At 57.5% G+C, this 25,836-nt stretch carries 16 protein-coding genes; 3 read left to right on the top strand and 13 right to left on the bottom strand.

The genetic code is table 11. From position 1 onward, the window contains the following. Positions 1–7: 7 nt before the first annotated feature. Positions 8–2,410, bottom strand: coding sequence for a hypothetical protein (locus PV433_RS04855; RefSeq protein WP_332071063.1), 2,403 nt, complete (start codon positions 2,408–2,410; stop codon positions 8–10). Between the two features lie 30 nt (positions 2,411–2,440). Beyond that, entirely contained in the window at positions 2,441–4,765 is a 2,325-nt protein-coding gene (locus PV433_RS04860; RefSeq protein WP_332071064.1) for a hypothetical protein, read from the bottom strand. A 530-nt stretch (positions 4,766–5,295) separates the two neighbouring features. Here PV433_RS04860 and PV433_RS04865 point away from each other — a divergent pair. From PV433_RS04865 to PV433_RS04875, 3 genes are all read left to right on the top strand, one after another. Then, positions 5,296–6,465 carry a trans-sulfuration enzyme family protein gene (locus tag PV433_RS04865; protein ID WP_332071065.1) on the top strand — a complete coding sequence of 390 codons (1,170 nt, stop codon included), beginning with the start codon at positions 5,296–5,298 and terminating at the stop codon, positions 6,463–6,465. A gap of 131 nt (positions 6,466–6,596) precedes the next feature. Next, positions 6,597–8,507 (top strand): cache domain-containing sensor histidine kinase, encoded by a 1,911-nt coding sequence (locus PV433_RS04870; RefSeq protein WP_332071066.1) that lies wholly within the window; start codon positions 6,597–6,599, stop codon positions 8,505–8,507. A gap of 22 nt (positions 8,508–8,529) precedes the next feature. Next, the gene (locus tag PV433_RS04875) at positions 8,530–9,585 is read left to right on the top strand and encodes a response regulator (protein WP_332071067.1); all 1,056 of its coding nucleotides are present in this window, start codon (positions 8,530–8,532) and stop codon (positions 9,583–9,585) included. Positions 9,586–9,613: 28 nt separating this feature from the next. Here PV433_RS04875 and PV433_RS04880 read toward each other — a convergent pair whose 3' ends face one another. The 11 genes from PV433_RS04880 to PV433_RS04930 form a co-directional block, all read right to left on the bottom strand. Next, positions 9,614–12,094: a hypothetical protein gene (locus PV433_RS04880; RefSeq protein WP_332071068.1), complete on the bottom strand. Its 2,481-nt coding sequence runs from the start codon at positions 12,092–12,094 to the stop codon at positions 9,614–9,616. Between the two features lie 5 nt (positions 12,095–12,099). Continuing rightward, the gene (locus tag PV433_RS04885) at positions 12,100–13,851 is read right to left on the bottom strand and encodes a hypothetical protein (protein WP_332071069.1); all 1,752 of its coding nucleotides are present in this window, start codon (positions 13,849–13,851) and stop codon (positions 12,100–12,102) included. Continuing rightward, complete coding sequence (locus tag PV433_RS04890) at positions 13,848–15,584, bottom strand: hypothetical protein (protein WP_332071070.1); 1,737 nt, start codon at positions 15,582–15,584, stop codon at positions 13,848–13,850. The genes PV433_RS04885 and PV433_RS04890 overlap by 4 nt, the downstream gene beginning before the upstream one ends. A 45-nt stretch (positions 15,585–15,629) precedes the next feature. Continuing rightward, the gene (locus PV433_RS04895) at positions 15,630–16,823 is read right to left on the bottom strand and encodes a DegT/DnrJ/EryC1/StrS family aminotransferase (RefSeq protein ID WP_332071071.1); all 1,194 of its coding nucleotides are present in this window, start codon (positions 16,821–16,823) and stop codon (positions 15,630–15,632) included. A 53-nt stretch (positions 16,824–16,876) separates the two neighbouring features. Beyond that, complete coding sequence (locus tag PV433_RS04900) at positions 16,877–19,357, bottom strand: glycoside hydrolase family 38 C-terminal domain-containing protein (RefSeq protein WP_332071072.1); 2,481 nt, start codon at positions 19,355–19,357, stop codon at positions 16,877–16,879. Between the two features lie 152 nt (positions 19,358–19,509). After that, positions 19,510–21,075 carry an extracellular solute-binding protein gene (locus tag PV433_RS04905; protein ID WP_332071192.1) on the bottom strand — a complete coding sequence of 522 codons (1,566 nt, stop codon included), beginning with the start codon at positions 21,073–21,075 and terminating at the stop codon, positions 19,510–19,512. Positions 21,076–21,115: 40 nt separating this feature from the next. Continuing rightward, positions 21,116–21,982 (bottom strand): carbohydrate ABC transporter permease, encoded by an 867-nt coding sequence (locus PV433_RS04910; protein WP_332071073.1) that lies wholly within the window; start codon positions 21,980–21,982, stop codon positions 21,116–21,118. 18 nt (positions 21,983–22,000) lie between these two features. Beyond that, positions 22,001–22,954 (bottom strand): ABC transporter permease, encoded by a 954-nt coding sequence (locus PV433_RS04915; RefSeq protein ID WP_332071074.1) that lies wholly within the window; start codon positions 22,952–22,954, stop codon positions 22,001–22,003. 215 nt (positions 22,955–23,169) lie between these two features. Next, on the bottom strand, positions 23,170–23,976 hold the full coding sequence (gene trpA, locus PV433_RS04920) for a tryptophan synthase subunit alpha (RefSeq protein WP_332071075.1): 807 nt from the start codon (positions 23,974–23,976) through the stop codon (positions 23,170–23,172). Then, positions 23,963–25,174 carry a tryptophan synthase subunit beta gene (gene trpB, locus PV433_RS04925; RefSeq protein WP_332071076.1) on the bottom strand — a complete coding sequence of 404 codons (1,212 nt, stop codon included), beginning with the start codon at positions 25,172–25,174 and terminating at the stop codon, positions 23,963–23,965. The genes trpA and trpB overlap by 14 nt, the downstream gene beginning before the upstream one ends. Beyond that, on the bottom strand, positions 25,152–25,835 hold the full coding sequence (locus tag PV433_RS04930) for a phosphoribosylanthranilate isomerase (RefSeq protein WP_332071077.1): 684 nt from the start codon (positions 25,833–25,835) through the stop codon (positions 25,152–25,154). Before PV433_RS04930 ends, trpB begins: the two co-directional genes overlap by 23 nt. Position 25,836 lies beyond the last annotated feature (1 nt).

A 25,836-nucleotide genomic window follows, 5' to 3' on the forward strand; every position in this document is an offset into this window, starting at 1 on the left:
CCGTTCTTTACGCTAACGTCAGATTCCCCGCACTGTGCCGGATTCCGGCCGCCTCGGCCGGCAAGGACGACCGGTCGACATTTTCTTCGATGACGGAATTGACAAATAAGTAGCTGCCGCCTCCGAACCCCCCGCCCGATACGGCATATTTCCCGCCCACGAACCGCGATCCGAACGCTTTCAGCTTGTGAGTGCCGCCCTCGATAAGAAAATGCGCCGTATTCGCATCGGCCGCCGTGCTCGTGCAATCGCCGAAGCTCCACGTAATGACGTTGCCCGGGTCCACACTTTTCAGAAACGCCTTCTCGCCGTTCGTGCCGCTGAACACCGCGCCTCCGTCGATCGTAATCGACTGGTCCGGCGTATTTTTCGCATTGTTGACGTCGCCCACCTTGTCCCACGCTCCGGTGAACAGGAAGCCGCAGTTGATCAATCCGCCGCCCTGCATGATGATTTCCCGCGTCCCGACCTTCACTTTGCCGCTTACAGGCAAGCCCTTGAACCACGTATTGATCAGCGTCAGCTTATTGATGCTGCCGAGATTGATCTCTTCCACGTTCGTAAACTCGGTATTGATGATCGTCAGCTCGCCGTTGCTCGGCGTAAAGCCGACTTGCGTCGTACCGGCACGGATCGGACGGGCCAGCTCGTACCCGTTCATCATTCCGAACGAGCAGCTGTCGATGATGTTTTTCCGTTTGCCGCGCGACGAGCCTTTGCTGATCGTAATCATTTCCTGCGCCGTACAGCCTCTCATCTGCAAGCCGTCCATATTCACCCAGATCGATCCGGAGTTGGCCATCTTCGTCCCCGGCTTCGTATACGTAACCACCGCGTGACAATCCTCCAAGGTCAGATCGGTCAGCCGTTTGTTCGCCACGATCCGTGAGGCGATATGCTTCTTCACCGTGATACGCTTCGCGCTGTCGCCCCAGAATGTGCCGCTGTTCGCAAACGATAGCAGCCCCGAGTTGCCGATATACGTCAGGTCGTGCTCGTATTGGCCGTGAGTGACGAACGGCCCGTACTCATCCCCGTCGCCGTGACAGTTCTCGACCATGCAATAGGCGGCGCACGTAAAGTCGTTCAGATGGCGCGCGTTGCTCGTGTTGCAGTCTTTCACATGCCCGTACAGCACGTTGATCTGCTGCGTCAAATAACCGGTGCCGCCCCAGTCGCGTTCCTCCGGGTTGATCAGCGTGCAGCGCTCGGTCAGGAAGTGCGTGTTGTACCGCCGCATGACGACCGGCCAGAACACCTTCGTCGCATTAATGCCTGTTACGTCGCATTCTACCGCATACTCGTAAGCTACCGGGTTCGAGCCGATCTGATCCCACTCCGGCGTAGGTCTGACGCTCGTTCCGTTAACCGGAACCGGAATGCCGATGAAGTTCATGTTGCGCACATGGCAGCGCACCGCCGGCTGGATTTCCTTATACGTAATCTGGCGTCCGGCCGCCAGCTGCCAGCCCGACTTGTAATTAAACCGGACATGGTTCGTCGCCGAGAACACCTCGGTTACCATGATCATATAGTCGAGCTCTTTTTGCGCTTTGCCGCCCGCATTGGCCGAGATGCCCGCATGCCACCAGCTGCCGATCCGAAACGGTGAGGCGTCCGCCACCTGGAACATGTCGGAATATTCCAGTACATCCTCGGTTAAAGTGACGGTCTGGGTCACTCCCGTCGCCGTACCTTGGAAAAACATCACCGCGCCGAACGGATTGTCCAGCGTGTTCAGCTCCATCCCTTCGGTCGTCACCGTATGGTTGTGGAAGTCTACCTCCAGATTGCTCCGGTGGTACACGTGCCGCTTCACGAAGTTGAGGTCCGAATGGGCTTCGATCCGGTGGATCGTCAAATCGTTCGCCATCGCGTCCAGCGCCGCATCCGCATTTTGGGTATTGCCGAATATGCCGAACCAGCGGAAATCCGCCACTCCGCTATGTACGGCCTCGAAGCGGCCATTATGTCCGCTGTCGACATAACGCATTTCACGGCTGTTATCGCTTTTCACCCATTTGCCCCCGACAAGGGCGTGAACGGTTCCGCCGTTATCGGCCTTCGTGCTGTTCGCATCCCAACGTACCACTTTACCGCCGCCGTCGCCGTTCCGCTCGTAACCGCCTACAACGACACGCTGTCCGTTTCTCAGCGAATCAGGCGACAGGGCGAGCAGTTCCTTCACGTTCGCTACCTGCAAAACGGCGCGGCCGGCATCTGTGCCGCCCGGCCGTTCGTTATCCGCATAAGCGAACCGCCCGCCCAGCGCCGCGGAGCCGGCCAGAACGGCGCCTCCGATGCCAAGCGTTCTTAACAAACCTCTTCGGCTGAACGGTTTTGCAGCCGGCTGCTTATCCGGCCCCATTCCGTTCGCCGCATTCTGTTTCCCTTGATCCTTATCGTCCATTCGTCATCGGCTCCTTTCCTACAGATGGCCTTAAATCGTCAGGTTCCCTGCGCTGTGTTTGATCTCCGCAGTCTCCGCCGGCAGCGACGAGCGGTTAACCCCTTCTTCGATAACCGACGTAATGAACATATAATTGCTTCCGCCGAAGCCCGCGTTCGATACGACATACTTCCCGCCTTGAAACCGGGAACGCATCGCCTTCAGCTTATGACTGCCGCCCTCGATATGAAAATGCGCCGTATGAGCGTCGGCCGCCGTACTCGTGCAATCGCCGAAGCTCCACGTAATGACGTTGCCCGGGTCCACGCTTTTCAGAAACGCCTTCTCGCCGTTTGTGCCGCTGAACACTGCGCCTCCGTCGATCGTAATCGACTGGTCCGGCGTATTTTTCGCATTGTTCACATCGCCGGCCTTGTCCCATGCTCCGGTGAACAGGAAGCCGCAGTTGATCAGCCCGCCGCCCTGCATGATGATTTCCCGCGTCCCGACCTTCACTTTGCCGCTTACCGGCAAGCCCTTGAACCATGTATTAATCAGCGTCAGCTTGTTGATGCTGCCGAGATTGATTTCTTCCACGTTCGTAAACTCGGTATTGAGGATCGTCAGCTCGCCGTTGCTCGGCGTAAAGCCGACTTGCGTCGTACCGGCACGGATCGGACGGGCCAGCTCGTACCCGTTCATCATTCCGAACGAGCAGCTGTCAATAATGTTTTTCCGTTTGCCGCGCGACGAGCCCTTGCTGATCGTAATCATTTCCTGCGCCGTACAGCCTCTCATCTGCAAGCCGTCCATGTTCACCCAGATCGATCCGGAGTTGGACATTTTCGTCCCCGGCTTCGTGTACGTAACCACCGCATGGCAATCCTCCAAGGTCAGATCGGTCAGCCGCTTGTTCGCCACAATCCGCGAGGCGATATGCTTCTTCACCGTGACGCGCTTCGCGCTGTCGCCCCAGAACGTGCCGCTGTTCGCAAACGACAGCAGCCCCGAGTTGCCGATATACGTCAAGTCGTGCTCGTATTGGCCGTGCGTGACGAACGGTCCGTACTCGTCGCCGTCCCCGTGGCAGTTCTCGACCATGCAGTAGGCCGCGCACGTAAAGTCGTTCAGATGGCGCGCATTGCTCGTGTTGCAGTCTTTCACATGCCCGTACAGCACGTTGATCTGCTGCGTCAAATAACCGGTGCCGCCCCAGTCGCGTTCCTCCGGGTTGATCAGCGTACAGCGCTCGGTCAGGAAGTGCGTGTTGTACCGCCGCATGACGACAGGCCAGAACACTTTCGTCGCGTTAATCCCAGTTGCGTCGCACTCTACCGCATACTCGTAAGCGACCGGGTTCGAGCCGATCTGATCCCACTCCGGCGTAGGTCTGACGCTCGTTCCGTTAACCGGCACCGGAATGCCGATGAAGTTCATGTTGCGCACATGGCAGCGCACTGCCGGCCGGATTTCCTTATACGTAATCTGACGTCCTGCCGCGAGCTGCCAGCCGGACTTGTAATTGAACCGGACATGATTGGTCGCCGGGAACACTTCGGTTACCATAATCATATAGTCGAGCTCTTTTTGCGCTTTGCCGCCCGCGTTCGCCAAGATGCCTGCATGCCACCAGCTGCCGATCCGGAACGCCGAAGCGTCCGCCACCTGGAACATGTCGGAGTATTCCAGTATGTCCTCAGTCAAAGTAACGGTCTGGGTCGCCCCCGTTGCCGTCCCTTGGAAAAACATCACCGCGCCGAACGGATTGTCCAGCGTGTTCAGCTCCATCCCTTCGGTCGTCACCGTATGGTTGTGGAAGTCTACCTCCAGATTGCTCCGGTGGTACACGTGCCGCTTCGTAAAGTTGAGGTCCGAATGGGCTTCGATCCGGTGGATCGTCAGATCGCCCGCCATCGCGTCCAGCGCCGCATCCGCATTTTGGGTGCTGCCGAATACGCCGAACCAGCGGAAATCCGCCACTCCGTTATGTACGACCTCGAAGCGGCCGCTCATGCCGTTCACACTATGCACCGTGCCGCCGTTATCCGCCTTCGTGCTGGCGGCGTTCCACCGAACGAGCTTGCCGCCGCCGTCGCCGCTATTATTGTAACCGTTTACAACAACATGCTGGCCATCTTTCAGCAATCCCGGCGGCATGGAGGTCAGCTCGGCTACGCTCGCAACCTGCAAGACGCGCCCTGCCTTCTCGGCATTGGATGGGGGAGCGTCCGCCATCGCCAGCTTGGAGGCGAAAGCACTGCCGGCCAGCATGGCGCCTCCGATGCCAAGCGTGCGAAGTACATGTCTTCTGCTGATCGCCTTGTCCTGACCGGCTGCCGCCGCATCCGTCGTTCCCTTGTGTTGCTCCTGATTCATCGCTAACAGCTCCTTTTCATAATGGGATGGGAATGAAGCAAATCACATCCGTTGTCTTCGGTTCATCATCAAATTGACTCGTTCGTGATTTGTTTAATAACCAAAGTTCATCCTAAATATTATAAGACCCACCCAAAAGGTTTAACTCTGGTTTGTTTATTCATTATATCCCCCTCTTGTAAGCGTCGTCAACGATACTTTCTTCGTATTTCCTTTTAGTTTGCGCGCGCCATTTGAAGAAATGGCATCATTTTCTAATTTGATACTGATTCGTTTTTTCCGCGATGAAAGTTTCTCCGATCGAATGCGTCGAATTTGGCGGCTTGCTCCGCTTCATAATCCAGCTGTACGGGAACGGCCCCCTCCCTTGCAACCGCCTTCAAAAAACTATCGGTTTTCGCGTTGCGGCGCCTTTCTTTTCTTTTGGAATCCCGGGGTATTCATGCTACACTTTTATAATGGACAACGGCAAACCAACCGTGTCTCATCCTGATCCTTTCATAAAAATTGCAATTGAGGAGAAGATCATCATGAACGACTCGAACCAATCCAGGCCCGAGCACTTGACTTGGACAAAGGAAGATATTTGCGCCCATCTCGGCGATGATTACGACTCTTTCATGGGGGCGATCGTGCCGCCCATTTTCCAGAATTCGTTGTTTACCCGCAAAACGAAAGACCACGGTTATGTGTACACCCGGATCGGAAACCCGACCACCGATATTGCGGAACGCAAAATCGCCGCACTGGAAGAAGGCGAAGCGGCCAAATGTTTCTCGTCGGGGATGGGTGCGATCTCCTCGGCCATCATGTACTGGATGAGTCAGGGAGCGCATGTCGTCTGCGTCCGCAGCGCCTACGGGCCGACACGCGAATTTCTCGGCACTTATCTGAAACGGTTCGGTGTGGAGACTACCTTCGTGACCGGAGACAGCATCGCCGAATTCGAAGAAGCGATCCGGCCGAACACGAAACTGATTTTCCTGGAAAGCCCGTCCTCTCATCTGTTCTACATGCAGGATCTGGAGGCGGTCGCGAAGCTGGCTAAATCGCACGGAATCGGAACGGTCATCGACAGCACCTGGGCGACTCCCCTGTACCAGAATCCGCTGCGCTACGGAATCGATATGGTCGTTCATTCCGCTTCGAAATATTTGGGCGGCCACAGCGATATTATTGGCGGCGTCCTCATCGGCAGCCGGGAGAAGATGGAGCAGATGACGCATGGCGAGCGTGCCTTGTTCGGCTCGAATATGGACCCCCACCAGGCTTGGCTGCTGCTGCGCGGACTCCGCACTCTCCCCATTCGAATGAAGCAGCATCAGGAATCGGGTATGCAGGTAGCGGAGTTCCTCGAAAATCATCCGAAGGTGGAGACCGTCTATTACCCGGGACTTGCCAGCCATCCGCAGTACGAGCTGGGCCGCAACTATTTGTCCGGTTATACCGGCCTGCTCAGCTTCGTTCCGAAAGGAAGCGAACAAGCGATCTCCGAGATGATCCGGCGGCTTCGCTACTTCGAGTTGGGTCCGAGCTGGGGCGGCTTCGAAAGCCTGATCAACACCCCGGGTCTCGGAATCTCGGAAGAAGCTTCCCAAGCTACCGGCATCCCGCACGGACTCGTCCGTATCTCCATCGGACTGGAGCGGGCGGACTCGCTGATCGAAGATCTCGATCAGGCGCTTAACAGCTTGGCATAACCACATTATCGATCGAAGGATACATGCACGACAGCAAACCTGAAGATCCGTTTCCTTTCAAGGCGGAAGGGAAGCGGATCTGTTCCATTCACAGACGATCGCCGAGTGACGCCCGGGAGATGACGCAGCGCATGAGGATACAGACCTTGTACAAACGGCTGAGCGGCTTGTCCATCCAAACGAAAATGAACGTCCTGATTATCGGGCTGTTGGGTTTGCCATTTTTTATATTCGGCCTGCTCTGGTTTCAGAAATCGACCGAAACGATCGAAACAAACGCAAGGCAATATAATCAGGAGCTGATCCGGCAAACGGGAGGCCATCTGGATTCGTACTTTCGCGACCTGGAGCGTTCTACGTTTCCGCTGGTCTCCCATCCGCTGATCCAGCAATTTATGAGCTTGTCCCCGACCGACACGTTTGAGCTGGTGAAGATCAAAAGCGCCATCGAGCAAGAGCTGCTGCCGAATTTTTTCTTCGGCCGGACAGATATATACGGCTTCTCGATCGTATCCCGCAACGGAATCTCGACCAACTACGGCAACGCCGGACGAATATTCGCCGCCGATCTGCTGGACGAGCTGAAGGACGACGAAACGTATAAAGTGATGGGCTTAAGACTCGACGGCTCGACTCCGGTCGTTACGGTCATTCGTAAGTTCTGGGATACGCAGGCGTATCAGACCGCCGGGTTCATTATTATCGACTTGAACATGACCCCTTTCTCCAGAATCGTCTCCAACATCAAGCTCGGACAAACCGGCCATCTGTCGATCATCGACAGCGAGGGCAAAATCGTGGAGCACACCGATCCCGCCCTCTGGGGCAAGGCGATACCGGAGGAGGAGCTGGCTACGCTCCGCAGCCAAACCGAAGGGTACTACGAGAAAAAAACGGATCAGGACACGATGCTTGTGATGTTTCACCGTTCCGCGTTGAACGGCTGGATTATCGTATCCGAGGTGCCGCTTCGGGAGCTTGCCGGCAAGCTGATCGCGATGCGCAACATTTCGCTGTGGGTCGGCTCTTGTCTGATCGTGTTCGTCCTGCTCGTGCTCGGCGCTTTCTCGCTGCATCTGACCCGGTCGCTCCAACTGCTGCAGCGTCTGATGTACCGGGCCGAAAACGGCGAGCTGAACGTGCTCGCACCGGAGAAGCGCTATGACGAAATCGGCAGGCTGAATCGCAGCTTCAACAAAATGGTTGGGGAAATCCGCCGGCTGATCGAGGTCGTACACGCCTCCGAGCTGAAAGAAAAAGAACTGGAGCTGAGGCAGAAGGAAGCGATGCTGCTCGCCATGCAGTCTCAAATCAACCCCCACTTCTTGTATAACACGCTGGAAGCGATCAATTCGTACGCGGTCGTGGAAGGCGTGCTTCCGATCAGCAATATGACTACCGCGCTTGCCGATCTGTTCCGGTACAGCGTAGGCGATCCGAAGGAAGCGGTCACGCTGGAGGAAGAGCTGCGCCATCTGTCCAGCTATTTCGAAATCCAGAAAGAACGGTACCGTTCCCTGGAGGTGGACATCCGGACGGACGAACATCTTCTTCCCTACGTACGCGCCGTACGGCTGATCGTGCAGCCGATCGTGGAGAACGCCTTCACCCACGGCTACGAGAAGCACAAGCTGAAGCCGAGCTACATCGGACTGCATGGGGAGATCCGGGAGAACGGATACGTTCTGAGTGTGGTGGATAAAGGCAAAGGAATGCCACCCGAGCGCAAAGCGGGGTACGACCGGCTCTTTGCCGGCAACCCAGACGCGGGCGGCGGAGCGGAATATGAGCGGGGGAGCAGCCCCCAAGGCAGCGACGCAGCGTCTTCCGCCGCCCAGCCGGCTGCGGGACGCGGGCGGATCGGCCTGAGCAACGTCCATCAGCGTATCCGGCTAGTATTCGGGGAGCCGTACGGGATAACGATCCGGCAGTCTGGCGAGATAGGCACCCGAATCGATATTTTGCTCCCGTTTCTTGCCAAGCCCGCCCGTTCGGGAGACGGAACCAGCGGAGCCCGCGAAAACAGCGGCCAAGACGGATAACGGACCTAGGAGGAGTTGGAGCATGTATACGGTAATCGTGGCCGACGACGAATATATGGTCAAGCGCAGCTTGTCCAAGCTGATTGAAACGAGCGGTGAGCCGTTTCGTGTCGCCGGAGAAGCGGAGGACGGCCAAGAGGCGCTGGAGCTGGCCGACCGCCTCTCCCCCGACCTGATTATTACCGATATCCGGATGCCGGTAATGGACGGATTGGAGCTGATCGAAGCGCTCAAGCATCGCAAAGGGACGGCCGAGATCGTCGTCCTGTCCGGTTACGACGATTTCGGTTACGCCCAGCGGGCGCTTCGGGCCGGCGTCTTTGACTATTTGCTCAAACCGGTGAAGCCCCAGCTGCTCGTCGCTTTGCTTCAGCGCTTGTCGGACAAGCTGGGCAAGAACAGGCACGCTGCGACGAAGCGCAGCGAATGGCTGCAATATTCCCGCAACAAAGCCGGTCCGCTCGCCGAGCGCATATGGCTGCTGAACCGGGAGGAGGTGCAGGCCGGCCTGTCCGGCCTGCATGCGGACCTTATGGAGGACGAGCCCGAACCGGCCGAGCTGAAGGAACGTTACTCCGATCTGCTGACACTTGTAACGGCGGAGCTGGAGAACCGCAGCGGCGGAACGATCGCCTCGGCCGCCATCGAGCCCTTGACGTGGCCCGATGCGGCGGAGCGGATTGCGGAAGCGGCCGTCGCTTATGCCGATGCGGTAATGGAGGAGCTGCGCGCGACAAGGAAGTGGGGCACGCAGCATTATTTGCACAGGGCGGTCGAGCATATCCGGGAACATTACGCCAAGCCGACACTCGATCTGCAGGAGGTGGCGGACTTGTGCGAGATGTCCCCGTCGTACTTCAGCCGCGTGTTCAAGCAGGAAATCGGCGTCAGCTTTATTCATTACTTAACCGGACTTAGGCTCGATCAAGCAAAGGCGCTGCTGGAGGATCCCCGCTACAAAACGTATGAAATCGCCCAGACGATCGGTTACGAAGATTACCCGCACTTTGCCAAAATGTTCAAAAAACAAATCGGCCTGTCGCCTTCCGAATACCGCAAAAGGCTCGGCATCAAATGATGCCGGGCCTTTATTTCTGCCTATTGGACTAGGCTGGAAACTTGCGGAACGCTCCTGCTGCCAGCTCTGCGGCATACGTGACGCCGGTTGCACGTTCACGGATCGTGACGACCGCTTGCTCGGTCGAATGATTCAGCACGAACAGTTGCCCGGCGTTCACCGAGAATTCTAGCCGGAGCTCCGGTCCCTTCGCTTCGGTCACGCTATACCGGCTTACGAAATAACCCGCCCGGAAACCCGGGATCGTACCGGACCAAACGAACGAATCCGCATCCAAGGTTTGGATGCCGTCGTACAGATCGATTGTTCCAAGGGCGTCCGCCGCTTTGCGTACCGATACCGTTTGATCGGATTCGGCGAACGACGCATACACTAGCGTCCCTTCCGTCTCCAGCACCGTCAGGTCCGACCGGCCCGTATCGTAGCGATGCGTCCGGCCGTAACTTGCCGCCGTCTCCTCGGCGGTCCGGTTCGGCAGGGCGACGATTACTGACGGCTCCAGCGTTTGCGGCTGGTCGAACGTCCGGTCGCCGAAATCGTTGAGCACCAGAATATCCTCGACGCCCTTCCATTTCGGATATACGTGACGGTTCACATACCGGACTCCTCTTGTGCCATAAAGCAAATACCCGATCGTGTGGTCCACGTTAACATAAGGAATCGGGCCGAACGATCGCACCTCATCCGCTTCCCTGCCGTAAAATCCGCGAAATGTGCGTTCCCCGTCCGCCATGTACAAAGTGCGGCTTCCGGGAGCCAGCTCCGGCATAGCCGTATAACTCTCGTTGCGGATGCCGATCGTCCCCGTCTGCCATTCCCGGACGGCACACGCCTTCTGCACCCGGAACCGCTCAACGTACACGCTGCGGCCGTCCGGAAGCGCGACAAAGGCAACATCCTGCTTCAGATCGCCATGACCTCGGGAAATCTCGACCACCGCTCCAAATCCGTCTGTATAGGGGCTGATCTGTTCCTTCTCGACTCCCCGGATGATCGATTCGTTGGTCAAGCTTCCCGGTAACGTCCCGGACGATTCGAGCTTCATCGTTCCTGTATAGCTCGCATAAAGCGGCGTAACGTTCCAGACGCCCTTCGCCGGCATGCTGAGTCCCATCACGTTATTCCGCCACGTAAAACTCGTAAACGTCTCCGGCGTCCGATGGATGACCGAGCCGCCGAACGGATACAGATGGACACCCGACAGACGTCCGGCCAGCTCCGCCGGCTCGCTCGGGGACGCTCCGGCGCCGCCGAAGACGTGCAGCAGATACGATACGGCGAGATCGTAAGCGGAGCCGTGCTCCAAATCTTTGGCGAATTGTCCGTGGTCCCGGTTAATGACGCATTCCTCGCCGTTTTCTTCGAGCAGCGCCCCGATGTTATTGCTTGCCTGGATGCGCTCAATGCTGTCGAGGGAGGAGCGTGCGAGGCGGGCCGCATCCGGATCGCCGCCAAGCACGTTCAGGATCGTATGGGTCAGCTGCCGCTCGTGCTGGCGGTTGTACCACCAGTCTTGTCCTTGCACGGGGATGTTCAGTCCGTCGAATTGCGACCATATTTTCACGGTCCGTTCATACAAGGGCACGTTGTTGTACAGCGCGCTTTCCATGACCGGCTGTCCGCTCATCAGCGCGAACACGGCATGGATGGCGCGCAGATTGGTCCCCGCGCAATAATAGCTCGGATGCACGAAGGCGTGGTTTTCCGACGTATAATCGGGGTGGAACGTAACGGTTGTCACCTTCAAGCCGTTCGTCTTGTCGATGAGCCCGGACGGATAAGCCAGCCGGTCGCGGTAAGTCGTAACGGCGTTCATCGCCCAATTGGTAAACCCGGCCTGCCACTCCTGCTGATGCGGATGGTCCGGAAACATCCCCATCGCCGCGGAGATGCCGGCCGCCGTCCAGGCGTTTTCTTCGCACTGCGTATCGTAATAGACGCCGTTGCGGGGTTCTTCCGCCGCCCACCGGTCCGCGTAGCTCGACGTTACGTTCTGGACGAGCCGCTTCGTCTCTCCGTCCAGCTCGTCCCAGAGCAGCCATGCCGCGCACGCCATTGCGGCAACCGACCGGCCGTTCTGGCTCGCCATGAAAAAGCCGTCGCCGCGGCCGCCCCACTTTTTGCCGCTCGTATAAGGCAGTACGCCTTGTGCCCGCACGCAATCGGCAGGCCCGGTATCGTGCGTGAAACCCATGTAACGGATCGCCGAGACAGCCATCCGCTTCAGCTCGCTGCGGGGGACGCCGGCGACCGATTCGTCGTATTCGCCGAGCTTCGACATCGCCGCGAAAATCGCCGACACATGTGCCGAATCGGCCTGATACCAGAACGTGCCGCCGAAAAAGTGGCCGCACTCCGGACGTCCATCCCAGACGCCGTATTGCTTGACGGCGAAAGGAATCCAGCGCAGCAATACCCCGTAAAACCGGCGGGACATCTCATTCTCGGCCGCCAGCTCCCACCGGACGGGACGCACGTTCCAAACCGCTTCAGCAGGCGTATATTCCATAACTGTCAGTCCCCTTCACTCAATAGTTGTTTGCGGCAGCGAACGCCGAAGCGTACGCTTTCGGTGTCGCACTCTCCCGCCGCGCCTCCGTCCGCCGGCAGGCGCGATGCTGCCGCCGTTGCTTGCTCGCCGCTCCCGACCGGAATCCAGACGACGGCACCGGTATGCCCGGTGCCGCTCGCGATGACGGCGTTCCCGTCCGGACCGATCCCGGTGATCCGGATACGGCGGCGTGCCCTCTCCCATTCGTTGATCCGGCTGCCGGTCCAAAACGTGAAGCCTTTCGCGGCGGCAACCCGGACATACTCCCTCAGCCAGTCGCGGATGAACGCCTTCCGGTCGAGATGAATCTGGTGGAAGACGAAGTGCGCCACCCCTTCGACCCGTGCGGCTTCGTCCAGGAGCGGCCCGATCAGGCTCGGATCGCATTGGAGAAAATCGCCGTAATGAAATCCGATCTGCAGCACGTCGTAAAACCGGTTTTCCTCGTCGGCCCAAGATAGAGGGAAGTACGGATGCGCCGTGCCGTACAAAAATCCGACGCTCCCCTTCTTGCTGTTCCCGCGAGATTGTTCCGATTCGATGCCGTGGCGCTCGCACCAGCGGTACAGCTCTCCCCAGCCTTCGATCCGGGTCAGATGGTTTTTGTTTGAGACGATCCGTTCTTTGGAAGCGGACAACTTCAGCGCCTCCAGCTGGGCGGCGAACGCTTCCTCAGACCACGCCCCGCCGTCAGAAGGCACAGCGTTATAGTGAAAAGCGAGCTCATGTCCTTCGGCCTCGATCCGCTCGTACATGTGCCGGCTGTACCATGGCGCCATCATGCACCAGGTTGCCGGTATGCCGCATTCCCGAAGCAGCCGAAGCGTCGTATCGGCTTCCATATCCTGCGTATGGTCGCTGTCCAGTGAAAGCAGCGCCACTTGGCGGACCCCATCCGGCCAATAACCGACGAACGGCAGCGTAAGCCCCTTCGCAAGAGCGGCTCGGAGCAGCGCCCCGATCAGCGTTTCCCGCCAATCATCCGCATAAGCGTGCGGGAAATAACGGTCGCCCGCTTCCGTCGTGCTGCGGTCCCATATCCAATCGGTCTCGGCTACATCGTCGGCCTTAAAAACGCCGTCGTTCACCGCGGCGGTACCGTCAGGCGCGGGTACGCCGTCGGCGAGCACAGGCGACAAGCCTTGCTGCAGCCCTACGATCGTATGCGGGATCGGCACCGACCACCGTTCGAGCATGCCGGCACCGACCGCAAATCGCTGTACGAGCGGACCGGCTTCCTCGCCGTCCGGCCGTCCTCTCAGCAGCCTTCCTTCTTCGGCGGCTGCGGTCACAGTCCCATCGCCGGAGACCAGCGGAATCCAAGGCTCTGCTGACAAAAAGCGTAATATCCGCCCGCCCTCCGGCCCGCCTTCCTCCGCCGGCAGCCTCGCGTACCCTTTGCCGGCTTCACCGGAGCGGGCGTACCCGAGCTTGCGGGCTAACGCGTTTTGCCCCCCGTAAGCGATTAGCGTGCCGCCTTGTTCGGCATAGGTCCAGAGCGTATCGGCGCTCGGTTGGCCGCTGCCGCAGATGGCAGCGATCAGCAGATCCGGAGCCGCCTCCGCCGCTTCCTGCACACTGGCGTACGTATCGAACGGGATTCCCGCATGGCCCAATATTTCCACAATAAACCGTTCGAACGTATTGATTCCCAGCGAGTGTCGCTGCCTCAGCGCACTCTCATCCAGAAGCACGCCCAGCTTGGCCATGGTCATCGGTTGGTCCCTCCCGGCAAAACGACGGTTTTACGGCACCGAATACCGTATCGCATCGAGTAGGCCCCTTCATCGCTTACAGGAGCTGCGGCACGGTCCCCCTGAACGTGTTCCGGCAACGGAGCCCAGACTACAGCCGATTTCTCCAGGCTCGTCGGCGCATTTACGGAGCAGGAGCCGTTCGCTTCGACCTTTTCGATGGTAAGGGTCCGCCTCGATCGTTCCCAATCGTTAATTTCTTGGCTCGTCCAGAACGGATAGCCGAGCTCCCGGGCCTGATCGGCTAACGTCCGCATCGCGCGGCGCACCTCTTCGCGGTTATGAATATGAATTTGATGGAACAAAAAGTGCGCGACACCTTCGACCTCCCGGACCTGCTCGAGAAAAGGAGCGATGACGCTGCTATCCGACCATTTGCCGATATCGAGGTCCTGGGTCAAAAAACCAATCTCCAGCACGTTGTAAAACCGGTTGTGCTCATCGGCCCAAGCGATCGGAAAATACGGATGACACGTCCCGAATATAAACCCGACGTTCCCTTTCTTGCTCGGACCGCGAGTCTGATCGACTTCGATCCCGTACTTCTCGCACCAGCGGAACAATTCGCCCCAGCCTTCGATCCGCGTCAGATGGTTTTTGTTCGAGGCGACCGACGGCGTGCCGGCAGCCCGCTTCAACCAATCCAGCTGGCGCGAAAACTCCGCCTCATCCCAAATTCCCTCGTCCGCTTCAACGGCGTTATAGTGGAAGGCGACCTCATGGCCCTCTGCGCGAATCCGGTCATACATCGGAGCCGAATATCCCGATTCAAGCATGCACCATGTCGAACGGATTCCGCATGCGGCTAGCGTCTCCAGCGTCGATACCGCGTGCTCGTCCCGATTGCCGTCGCTATCGTGGGAGACCAGCGCCACATGGTCGATACCGTCCGGCCAGTAGCCGACAAACGGCAGCGACAGCCCGCGTTCCGCTGCCGCGCCGATCAGGTGCCCGACCAGAACGTCCCGCCATAAATCGGCGTAAGGAAACGCAAAATACGGCATGCCCGTCTCCGTCAACAGCCGGTCGGCCGTCCAATCCAGCTCCATGACATCGTCGGCCTTCAGCACCCCGTCGTCGACCGCAGCCGTACCGTCCGGAGCGGGCACTCCGTCTTCCAGCACGGGCTTCAGCCCTTGCTGCAGTCCGACGATCGTCGTAGGGATATCGACCGTCCATCGTTCGATCCGGCCTTGGCCGGAGGTAATCCGCAGCAGCGCCGGTCCGACCCGTTCCCCGTCCGGCCGGCCCAAAGCGAGCGCGCCTGCTTCCGTCGCCGCTATATTACCGCTGTCTGCCATTCGCAGCCACGGCTGTGCAGCCAAAAACCGCAGCGGCCGATCCGACGGGTACGGTTCCGGCAATTCGGCGTATCCGGTGCCTGACGACTCGCCGCGGATGAAGCCGAGCCGGTCCGCCATCGCGTTCAGACCGCCGTAGCCGATCAGCGTCCCTCCTTGCTCCGCAAACCGCCACAACCGTTCCGCCGACTGCCGGGTGTCCGCGACCACTGCGGCGATCAGCAGATCATACTTGTCGTTTGTGATCTCATCCAGGCTATGAACCACTTCAAACGGGATACCCCGATGAGCGAGTATCTCGGTTACGAATTGCTCAAACGAATTCAGCCGAAATTGCTGCAGCCGCTCCAACATATGCCGGTCCAGCAGCACGCCTACCCGAGCCATCTTCATCTTTCTCACTCCCCCAGCTTTCGTTATGAACCGTCTTTATGCCGTTTAACCGTACGAATTCATCACTTTACCCAGCGCTTGCGCAATATCGTGCATATCCTGTTCCGTGCCGAGCAGCACGTTTTGGTGCAGCCACAATCCTTCGCGTTCGTCGAATCGTTCGCTGACCGGGCAGCTCGTCTCCCGCTTCTCTCCCGTCCATTTCTCGATCTCGGCGACAACGGCCCGATTGCAGTTCAGCGAGACGTAACCCGGCAGCAGCGGGATGCCTTCCGCATGAACCTTCCGGATGAAATCCGCTTTCCCGATCGTGTCCGCCGCCTCGCTCGTCAGACCGAACATGTACAAATGATGCGCATGCTGCGTCGTTCTGCTGTCCAGCTTCAACGTGCGGAATCCTCCGATCTCGGAGATCAGCCCGGTTAACAGCTTGGCATTGCGGTCCCTGCGCTGCAACTGCTCGTCGTACCGTGTAAGCTGGGCAAGCAAAATCGCCGCCTGAAATTCCGTCATCCGCAAATTCCAGCCGATCCGCTCGTGCTGATACCAGGCGCCTTGCCGGATACGGCCTACGTTGGCGAGCGACCAGGCGATGTCCGCCAGCTCCTCGTCATTGGTCAAAATGATGCCGCCCTCGCCGGCCGTTACATTTTTGCCCGATTGAAAGCTGAACGAGCCGAAGTCGCCAAGCGCGCCGACCGGCCGGCCGTCCCAGGCCGCGCCCACTCCCTGGGCCGCATCCTCGATGATCCGCAGGCCGTGCTTTGCCGCGATTTCGTTCAAGCGCGTCATATTAACCGGCGCGCCGGCGATATGAACCGCGATGATCGCTTTGGTTCTCGGCGTAATCGCTGCTTCCACTTTATCCAGGTCGAGAAGCAGCGTATCCGGTTCAACGTCGACGAATACGGGAATCGCGCCGAAGAGAAGCGCGGCCGAAGCGGTCGCGATAAACGTATATGGCGGCATGATCACTTCATCGCCGGGCTTCACGCCCGCAGCCTGCAGCGCGACCGTCAGGCCGATCGTTCCGTTCGTGACGGAAACGGCGTGCTTCGCCCCGTGCATGGCTGCAAATTTTTCTTCAAAGACCGGCAGCTTGTTGCGGTTCGTACCGCCCCATTTTCCGGAACGGACTACTTCAAGGATGTACAGTTCCTCTTCTTCCCCGAATACCGGCCAAACCGGAAACGGCGTTGTACGTACCGGGCTTCCCCCATTAATCGCTAATCGTTCCATGTCGGGTACCTTCTTTCTATGATGGATGATGATTCACGGAGCCGTTCGTCGGCTCAGATCGACTCGGTTAACGTGTCCTCGGTCAACTTGCGGTCCGCCATATGGAGCCGTATCGTTTTGATCTCGAAAGCTCCAAGGGAGACGCGGCGGCTCAACCCAAGGACCGGAATATGCAACTCCGTTTCCCTTGGCTGACCGGTCGGTTCGAATAAACGTATGATAAAATCTTCCGACTGCTCCGCACGCTTGAAAGCCGTCAACTGCACGACGCCGTCGCTAAGCTCGGCGGCCGGCAGCGGCCGCTCTCCTTTACCGGACGGAAAATAAGTTAACGTATACGGCTTTTCGTTATGAACCAGCGCATCCCGATCGACCGCGTTTTTTCTCTCTTCCGCCTGTCCGGCTTGGAACCAGAACGAAAAGCGGCGTTCGCCCTGATCGATCCGGGGCGAGAACCGGTCGTTCGGCATCGTATGCTTCTTCTTGCCGCCCGGCAGCGCCGCGTAACCCGGCGAGCGAAGCAGCGTCAGACGAATCTCGCCGTCCGACATGTCGGAACCGTATATGCCGTCATTAATGCAGGTGAATGCGTAATTCGCCGATTCGGAGACAGCCGCCGTCCACTTCTGCGCCACTACCTCGCGTCCGTTATTCGGCAGCTCGTCCACACCGTAAGCCACCTGTCCGACATACTTGGCGTCGCTCCATGCGGTAGGAATCGCCAGCTTCAGCAGCTTCCTCTGCTCGTGCCAGTATACGACGACATCGACCTGGAACTCCGCTCCATGCTTCGGCAGCTTGTAAGTCGTCACCAGCGTCGAGTCCCCGTACTGGAACAACGCTTCGATCACCGTCCGAACCGCTCCGTCTTCGATGACGCGCACGGATGCGATCGGATATCCTTTGACGCCGGATACTTTCGTCCCTTTGGACTTCGACATCAGCTTGAACTCGCCGATCCGGTTCGGGAAGCTTTGTACCGCGCTGCCCCAGGCATCGTCATTGTCTGCAATAACGATCGGCCTGAACGCACCCGGCTGCAGGCAGGATACCCCGTCAACGGACAATTCGTCCATCAGTCCGGTAGCCGTATTGATAACGGCCCTCAGCCGCTCCGATTCGAACACGATCGCTCCGTCCCGCTCCTTCAGCGACGGCGCCGGTTTCTCGGCAAGCAGCTCTACGGTGCAATCGAACCGGTTCATCGTGCCCGGCTCCAGCTCGGCGTAAAATACCGCCCGTTTCCGCCAGTCGATATACAAGTTGCTTAGTTCCTTCTCGACCTGACACGGGATTTCCCGTCCGTTTGCCGTCAGCACCGGATAGGCGAACTGGTTTTTCGTCGACTGCTGAAGCTGAAATTCGCATTCGAATACACCCTTCACCTTGAACGGGTGCGGGTTGTAGATAAAGATCGGCACTTCGCCTTCCTTCGCCTTCTTCTGGCCGGATGTCAAGGCGAAAAACGACCGGGCCCGCAGCCTGGCCAAAATTTCCCGGCCATGATCCATCAGCCGAAGTCCGTACTCTTCCACCGGCTGAATCGACGAACCCGGCAAAATATCGTGAAACTGCGCGAGCATCAAATCTTCCAGCGCTTCGGTAATAGGCTCGTACGGATACGCAGCGAGACCGGCCAGCGCCGTATGTGCCGCCATCTTTTCCGTGAGATAGAGCTCGTTCTCAAGCTGCCGGTGCTTCTGCTTGATCCGGATTTGCGACGTATAACAACCGACCGCCCACGGGTTCAGGTCGCTCTCGTGCTTGGGCAGCTCTGTCCCCGTTTCTCTCAGCCGTTTGAAATACGCTTCCGGGGTGGAGTGCACGATCCGGTACGATTTCGTACGGTTTTTCAGCTCTTGCAGCTGCTCGAGATCGATCCGCGACGGCCCGCCGCCGTGATTGCCGATGCCCCAAAGCACCATCCCCGTTTCCCGGCCGATATGATCGCTCATCCAATCCATCACTTTGATATGCGCTTTTCCTTTGCCTGACAAATACGCCTTGTACGCGCGGTGCACAATAATCTCGGACCCGTCGTGGCCGACCCATACGACCTCGTCCCCGGGCAGCTTGCAGTCGTTATCCCCTGGACGGCATACGATGTAAGAGTCGTAACCGGATTTGGCCATTATCTGGACGAGCCCCCGCGTATGTCCGAACGGATCGAAATTAATCGCCGTCGTCGGCCGCACGCCGAACTTCTCCATAAAGTAACGGCGGCCCGTCACGATTTGCCGGACAAACGACTCCCCGCTCGGCATGTTGCAATCCGGCTGCAAGTACCACCCGCCCATAATGTGCCATTTCCCGCAACGCACCAGCATGCGGATGCGCTCGAACAGCTCCGGGTCGTATTCTTCGATCCACCGGTACAAGATGACCTCATTGTGGTTAAAAACGAATCCGTCGTACTTCTCGCAAAAGTCTGCGGCGATCCGGAACGTGGACAGCGCCTCGCCGGCGCCTTCCTCGATTTCCCACAGCCAGGCCGGATCGAGATGGGCATTGCAGATAAGATGAAGCTCGTTCATGTGCGATCTTCCTTTCTAAGCAGAAACCCCCGATGTCGTATCGAGGGTTCGCTGTTTAAGCTAATGATGGAACCGCCTGCGAATCCGGACAGATGTCCGCGAACCGATACGCTTCGCTTCGAACTGCAGGTTTCGTTTGCTCTAGCCTGGCGTTACTTTTGTTTCGCTTTATACCATTCCGTCGCTTCTTTCACCAGCTGTTCGCCGCCGCGTTTTTTCCAGTCGGCTACGAACTCGTCGAATTTCTCGACAGGCTCCTTGCCCGTTACCACTTTGGAGGCAAACTCGAGCCACAGTCCGTCGTACTTCAGCTCCGGACGTGCCTGCATGGCGGGCATTACCGGCATCTCGCTTCCGTCGTTGACAAGACCTTCGGCCGCGGCGATTTTCATAGTCGCCAAAATTTTGTCGCCGCCCGGCTTGCTCTTAATAAACGTTTCGTCGGTCAAATACTTCTTTTGACCGGTAAAGGCGAGCCAGCCCTGGTGCATAAATTCCGCTTGCGTTTCTTCCGGCGTAGTCGGAGCCTTGTATTTGATTTGTCCGTTGTCGACCGTGTAGGTTTCGCCTTCCAGCCCGTACAGCAGGAAGTTGTCTTTATCCTTGTTGTCCGGATTATAGTACCAGTCCAAAAACTTGATGACATCGGCCGCATTTTTCGTATCTTTGGGAATGACCCACACATAGTCGGATACCGTCGAGCCGATCTCGTCCGAACCGCCCGGCTTGCCGCTTGGTCCTACCGGGGAAGGAATCGCCGATACTTTAGCCGTAGGCACGGCCGTCTTGACATCGTTCTCCCACTTGTCCGGATACGAAGCGGAGTGCGCCCACATGCCCGCAACACCGGTGCCTTTGATTTTCGCATCCCAGTCTTTGCCCTGCATGACGAAAAATTCGTTGTCGATCAGCTTTTCCTCATACAGCTGTTTGTACAGTTTCAAAGCGTCCTTCATCTCGGGACGGATGAAGTTGGGCACGAGCTGGCCGTCGACCTGTTTCCACAAAGCCGGCGCTACGTCGTAAGCTCCGAAAAACGCTTGTCCGAAGGAAAACTTGGCGCGGGACGTAAACGGAATTTCGTCTTTTTTGCCGTTGCCGTTCGGGTCCTGATCCCGGAAAGCGCGAAGCACTTCGATATACTCGTCGATCGTTTTCGGCGTTTTCAGCCCCAGCTTGTCCAGCCAGTCCTGGCGGATATAGGTGACCGTACCGTTGCGGATCGGGTTTTCCTGCGGAATCCCATAAATTTTGCCGTCTTTGCTCACTCGCGTCGAATCCCAGGATTCTTTCGGCACGTACTTTTTCAAGTTCGGACCGTACTGGTCGATCAGGTCGTTCAGCGGCATCAGATTGCCGGAATCAACCGCCGGCGCTACTTCAGGCGTATTGATCCCTTTCGTTTGAAGCAAATTCGGCATTTCGCCGCTGGCAAACATAAGAGTAAGACTTTGCGAATAGTTTTCGTGCGGGATCAGCTCGAGATCCAGATCCACTTTGGCCAGTTCTTCAAGCTTTTTCACAAATTTGTCCGAGTTAATGTCACGCGAACCGGTCACATACGGCAAGTTGCCCGTTCCTAACGCAACACTGATTTTGGCTGGCTGACCTGTCTCCGACGGGCCGGCTGCATTTTCGTTTTCTTTATTGGTCGAGCAAGCGGCCAGAGCCGCCCCCGCCAAAGTTACCGACAGCAGGACCGAAAACGTTTTTTTCATCTTCACAAGAACCCTCTCCTTTTTCCTCTTGATGTATAGTTTATCCTTTAACAGATCCTAGCATTGCACCTTTCACAAAGTGCTTCTGGATCCATGGATAAATAAGCAGGATCGGAATCGTGGCGAATATAATGGACGCCATCTTGATCCCTTCGGCCGATTGCATCGAGGCCATCGTACTTTGCAGGAGCGAATCGACGTCGCTTTCGACAATCATCTGCCTCAGCTTGACTTGAAGCGGATGCAGCGACGGCTTGCGGATATATTGCAACGCTTGCATATAACTGTTCCAATACCCTACGGCGTAAAACAGACCAATCGTAAGCAAGGACGGCAGCGACAGCGGAATGACGATCTGGAACAACGTCCGGTATTCGCCTGCACCGTCGATGCGCGCCGATTCGATCAGCCCATCCGGAATGTTGCGGAAAAACGATACCATAATGATCATATTAAAGGCGCTGATAGCTCCCGGAATAATAAGCGCCCATAACGAGTTCAGCATGCCGAGCGATTTGACCAGTATATAGGTCGGAATCATGGGAGCCTGGAAGATGATCGTGAATACGACCAGCAGCAGGATGATGGAGCTGCCCTTCACATTCCGGGACAACCCGTAAGCCATCAGGCATGTCAGAAACAGACTGATCGCCGTTCCGGACACGGTGACGAGCACCGTGATGGCGAACGCCCTCCAGATCGCAGGATCGGTGAACACAACCTGGTAGTTCGACCAGGTGAAGTCGACGGGGAACACGGTCACTTCCCCTGCCATCAATGCGCTATTGCCGCTTAAAGAACCTGCCAGAATATGAAGCAGCGGGATCAGCATCGTCAAACTCAGCAAGGATAGAAACATATAGTTCACAACGGTAAACAGCTTCTGCGGCCATGTTGTCCGAATCATACGTAAGCCGTCTCCTCTCTAGTAAATAGAACTTCCTGTCGTTCTCTTGCTGATGATATTGGCGCCTACGAGCAGGATGAAACCGATGACGGATTTAAACAGGCCGATCGCGGTCGTATAGCTGAATTGGCCGCCCAGAAGGCCGATCCGGTAAATGTACGTATCGAATACTTCGCCCGTCTCTGTAACGAGCGGATTCAGCATGCTGTAGATTTGCTCGAAGCCGAGGTCGAGTATGCTGCCGATTCGAAGCAGAAGCATGACCATAATCGTCGGCAGCAGACAGGGAAGCGTAATGTTCCACATTTGGCGCAGCTTTCCGGCGCCGTCCACTTCGGCCGCTTCGTACAGGTCGGGATTAACGCCGGCCATCGCCGCCAAGTAAATAATCGTCCCCCAGCCGACCTCTTTCCAAATCCCCGACGTTACCACAATCGTGCGGAAATAGGAAGGCTCCTGCATAAAGAAGACCGGGTCGCCGCCGAACATCTTCACGATCCCGTTAACCAGCCCTGTGCTAGGCGACAGAAGACTGATGACCAGACCGCCTACGATTACCCAGGATAAAAAGTGGGGCAGGTAGAGTACGGTTTGGATGGTCCGTTTAAACACCGCTTTGCGAACTTCGTTCAGCAGCAAAGCGAGAATAATCGGAGCCGGGAAACCGAAAACCAGCTGGTAGATGCTGATCAGCAGCGTGTTTTTGAAGATCCGGTAAAACTCCGGGTACGTAAACAAATTCAGAAAATGCTTGGCTCCTACAAATTTGCTCCCGGCAATTCCGTCGAACACATTGTAATCCTGGAAGGCGATAATACTTCCGCCCAGCGGAATATACTTGAATACGATGAAAAAGAGCAAGCCCGGGATGATCATCGAATAAATGGGCCAATGTTTGATGATATAGCTGGTCTTCTTCGGCCGGTTGCCTATAAGCGGCGGGTTCGCACCCGCTTTCATTTCGGTCGCCATCTGCTTCCCCCTCCTTGTTGTCGACTTTAATGATACCGGACATCTGAACGCGCTTACATGTGATTTTTTATGAATTGTTGTGGTTCTTTTACACGACCTTCACAATCGGACCCATGAATTCCCTATATAGGACAGGATAGGGCGGCAGACGTTGGTTCAGACAAAAAAAGAAGGCTTCCTACTAAGAGGAAACCTTCTTGAATGGATAATTCCGGTTAACCGCGAAGCTGTCTGACGAATTCCCGCACCTGGACCAGTCCGTCGGACCGGGAAGATTCGGACAACAGCAGCTGCGTCGCTTCTTCGATCTTGCGCACGATCGCGCTGCCGACGACTACGCCGTCGCACGACTTGGAGAAATGGACGAACTGTTCGCTGCTCGAGATGCCGAATCCAATCGCGATCGGCAAGTCGGTCGAACGGCGAACCGTCGCGAGAAACTCGTCGATACCGGAGAAAAAGTCGCTCCTGACGCCGGTAACGCCAAGCGAGGATACGCAATAAATAAAGCCGGATGCGCTCGAGACGATTTTGACGATCCGATCTTCCGAGGTCGGCGCCACAAGCGGAATCAGATGAATGTTGAAGCGGTCGGACAATGCCTTGACCGGTCCGTTCTCTTCGAACGGCAAGTCCGGGATGATGACGCCGCTAATATCGTGCTCGGCCAGCAATTCGAAAAACCGCTCCAGCCCGACCTGCAGCACCGGATTATAATAAGTGAACAAAATAAACGGCAGGCTGACGTTATGCTCGCGCGCCTCCTTGGCGATGCGGATGCAGTCCAGTATCGTAATGTTGTGCTTCAGAGCCCGCTCGGAGGCGCGCTGGATGACGGGGCCGTCGGCCAGCGGATCGGAGTACGGCACCCCGAGCTCGACGATGTCGGCGCCGGCCGTCTCCAGCTCCCGCAGCAGCGACACCGATACGTCCGGATTCGGATCGCCCATCGTAATGTAAGGGATCAGCGCGGTTCTACCGCTTGCCTTCAGCTCGGCAAATTTGGCGTCAATGCGATTCATCCGCGCCACCTCCCAAATATCCCATAATCGATTCGACGTCTTTGTCGCCGCGGCCGGACAAATTAACGACGATAATCTGGTCTTTGCTCATCGTAGGGGCGACCTTGAGCGTATGCGCTACGGCGTGCGAGCTTTCGAGCGCGGCAATAATGCCCTCGGTGCGGCTGAGCAGTTGAAGCGCGTCCAACGCCTCTTTATCGGTAACCGGCACGTATTCCGCCCGACCGGAATCTTTCAGGTACGAATGCTCCGGACCGATGCCCGGATAATCGAGCCCCGCCGAGATCGAATGAGCCGGCAGCACTTGACCGAACTGGTCCTGCAGCACGTAGCTGAGCGAGCCTTGGAACACGCCCGGACTGCCCTTCGTCATCGTGGCGGCATGCTCTTCCGTCTCTACGCCGCGCCCTGCGGCTTCTACGCCGATCAGGCGGACCGATTCGTCGCCGACGAACGGATAGAAGATCCCCATCGCATTGCTGCCCCCGCCGACGCAGGCGATAACCGCATCGGGCAGACGCCCTTCCTTCTCAAGCATTTGAGCGCGCGCCTCGTCCCCGATAATCCGCTGAAAATCGCGGACCATCATCGGATATGGATGAGGACCGGTGACCGAGCCCAAAATATAAAATGTGTCGTGCACGTTGCTGACCCAATAGCGCAGCGTCTCGTTGCAGGCGTCCTTCAGTGTCCGGGTACCGGACGTAACGGGAACGACCTCCGCTCCGAGCAAGTTCATCCGGAATACGTTCAACTGCTGCCGCTTCGTATCCTCTTCGCCCATAAAAACTTTGCATTCGAGTCCGAGCAAGGCGGCGATCGTCGCGCTGGCGACCCCGTGCTGCCCGGCGCCGGTCTCGGCGATTACTTTCTTCTTGCCCATCCGTTTGGCGAGCACAGCCTGTCCGATCGTGTTATTGATTTTGTGGGCGCCGGTATGGTTCAGGTCTTCCCGCTTCAAGTAAATTTTCGCTCCGCCCAAATGCTCCGTCAGACGTTCGGCGTAATACAGCCGCGACGGCCTGCCTGCATATTCGTTCAGCAGAGTTTGCACTTCCTTAATAAAATCCGGGTCTTGCGAATAGTAGCGATACGCTTCCTCGAGCTCGATCAGCGCGTTCATCAGCGTTTCCGGAACGTACCGGCCCCCGAAGGTTCCGAACCGTCCGTGCTCGTCAGGCACTTGCATGCGACTCATGACGTTTCACCCTTTCGACAAATGCTGTTATTTTCGCAATATCTTTCGTGCCGTCCGTCTCTACGCCGCTCGATACGTCTACGCCGTCCAGCGGATAGGACCCGATCAAGCCGGCCACATTGTCCGGATGCAGGCCTCCCGCTACAAGCAGCGGAATGCGGTTCCTGACAGCCCAGGCATGGTAAGCCGGAATCCGGTTCCATTCGAACGTCTTGCCGGTTCCGCCCCCCGCGGTGTCGAGCAGCAGACCGTCGATCTGTCCCGCATACGGGTCCAAAACGTCCCCCAGCTCGCCCTCCTGGTCCGGGCCGGTGTCCATCACGGAGAATACCCGGTATACGAGAACGCCGAACGTCATCTTCACCCACCTGCAGAAGTCCGGGCTTTCCGATCCGTGCAGCTGGACGACGTCCAGCGGTGCCTCACGCATCACTTCGGCCAGGAACTCCCGGGACGGATCGACGAACACCCCTACCGTAAGCGGAACAGGCTGTCCCGCGGTGCGCCGCTCGTGAATCACCCGGATCATCTCCCCGGCTTCACCGGGGGTGACTTGACGTTTGCTTTTTGCAAATAAGAAACCGATATGGTCGATCGGCAGATGAAGGATAGCTTCAACCGTCGCCTTGTCCTTCAGGCCGCATATTTTTACCGTAGTCATC

Source organism: Paenibacillus sp. GYB004, from assembly GCF_036577605.1.
In the GTDB taxonomy this organism is placed as follows: Bacteria; Bacillota; Bacilli; order Paenibacillales; family NBRC-103111; genus Paenibacillus_AB; species Paenibacillus_AB oceani.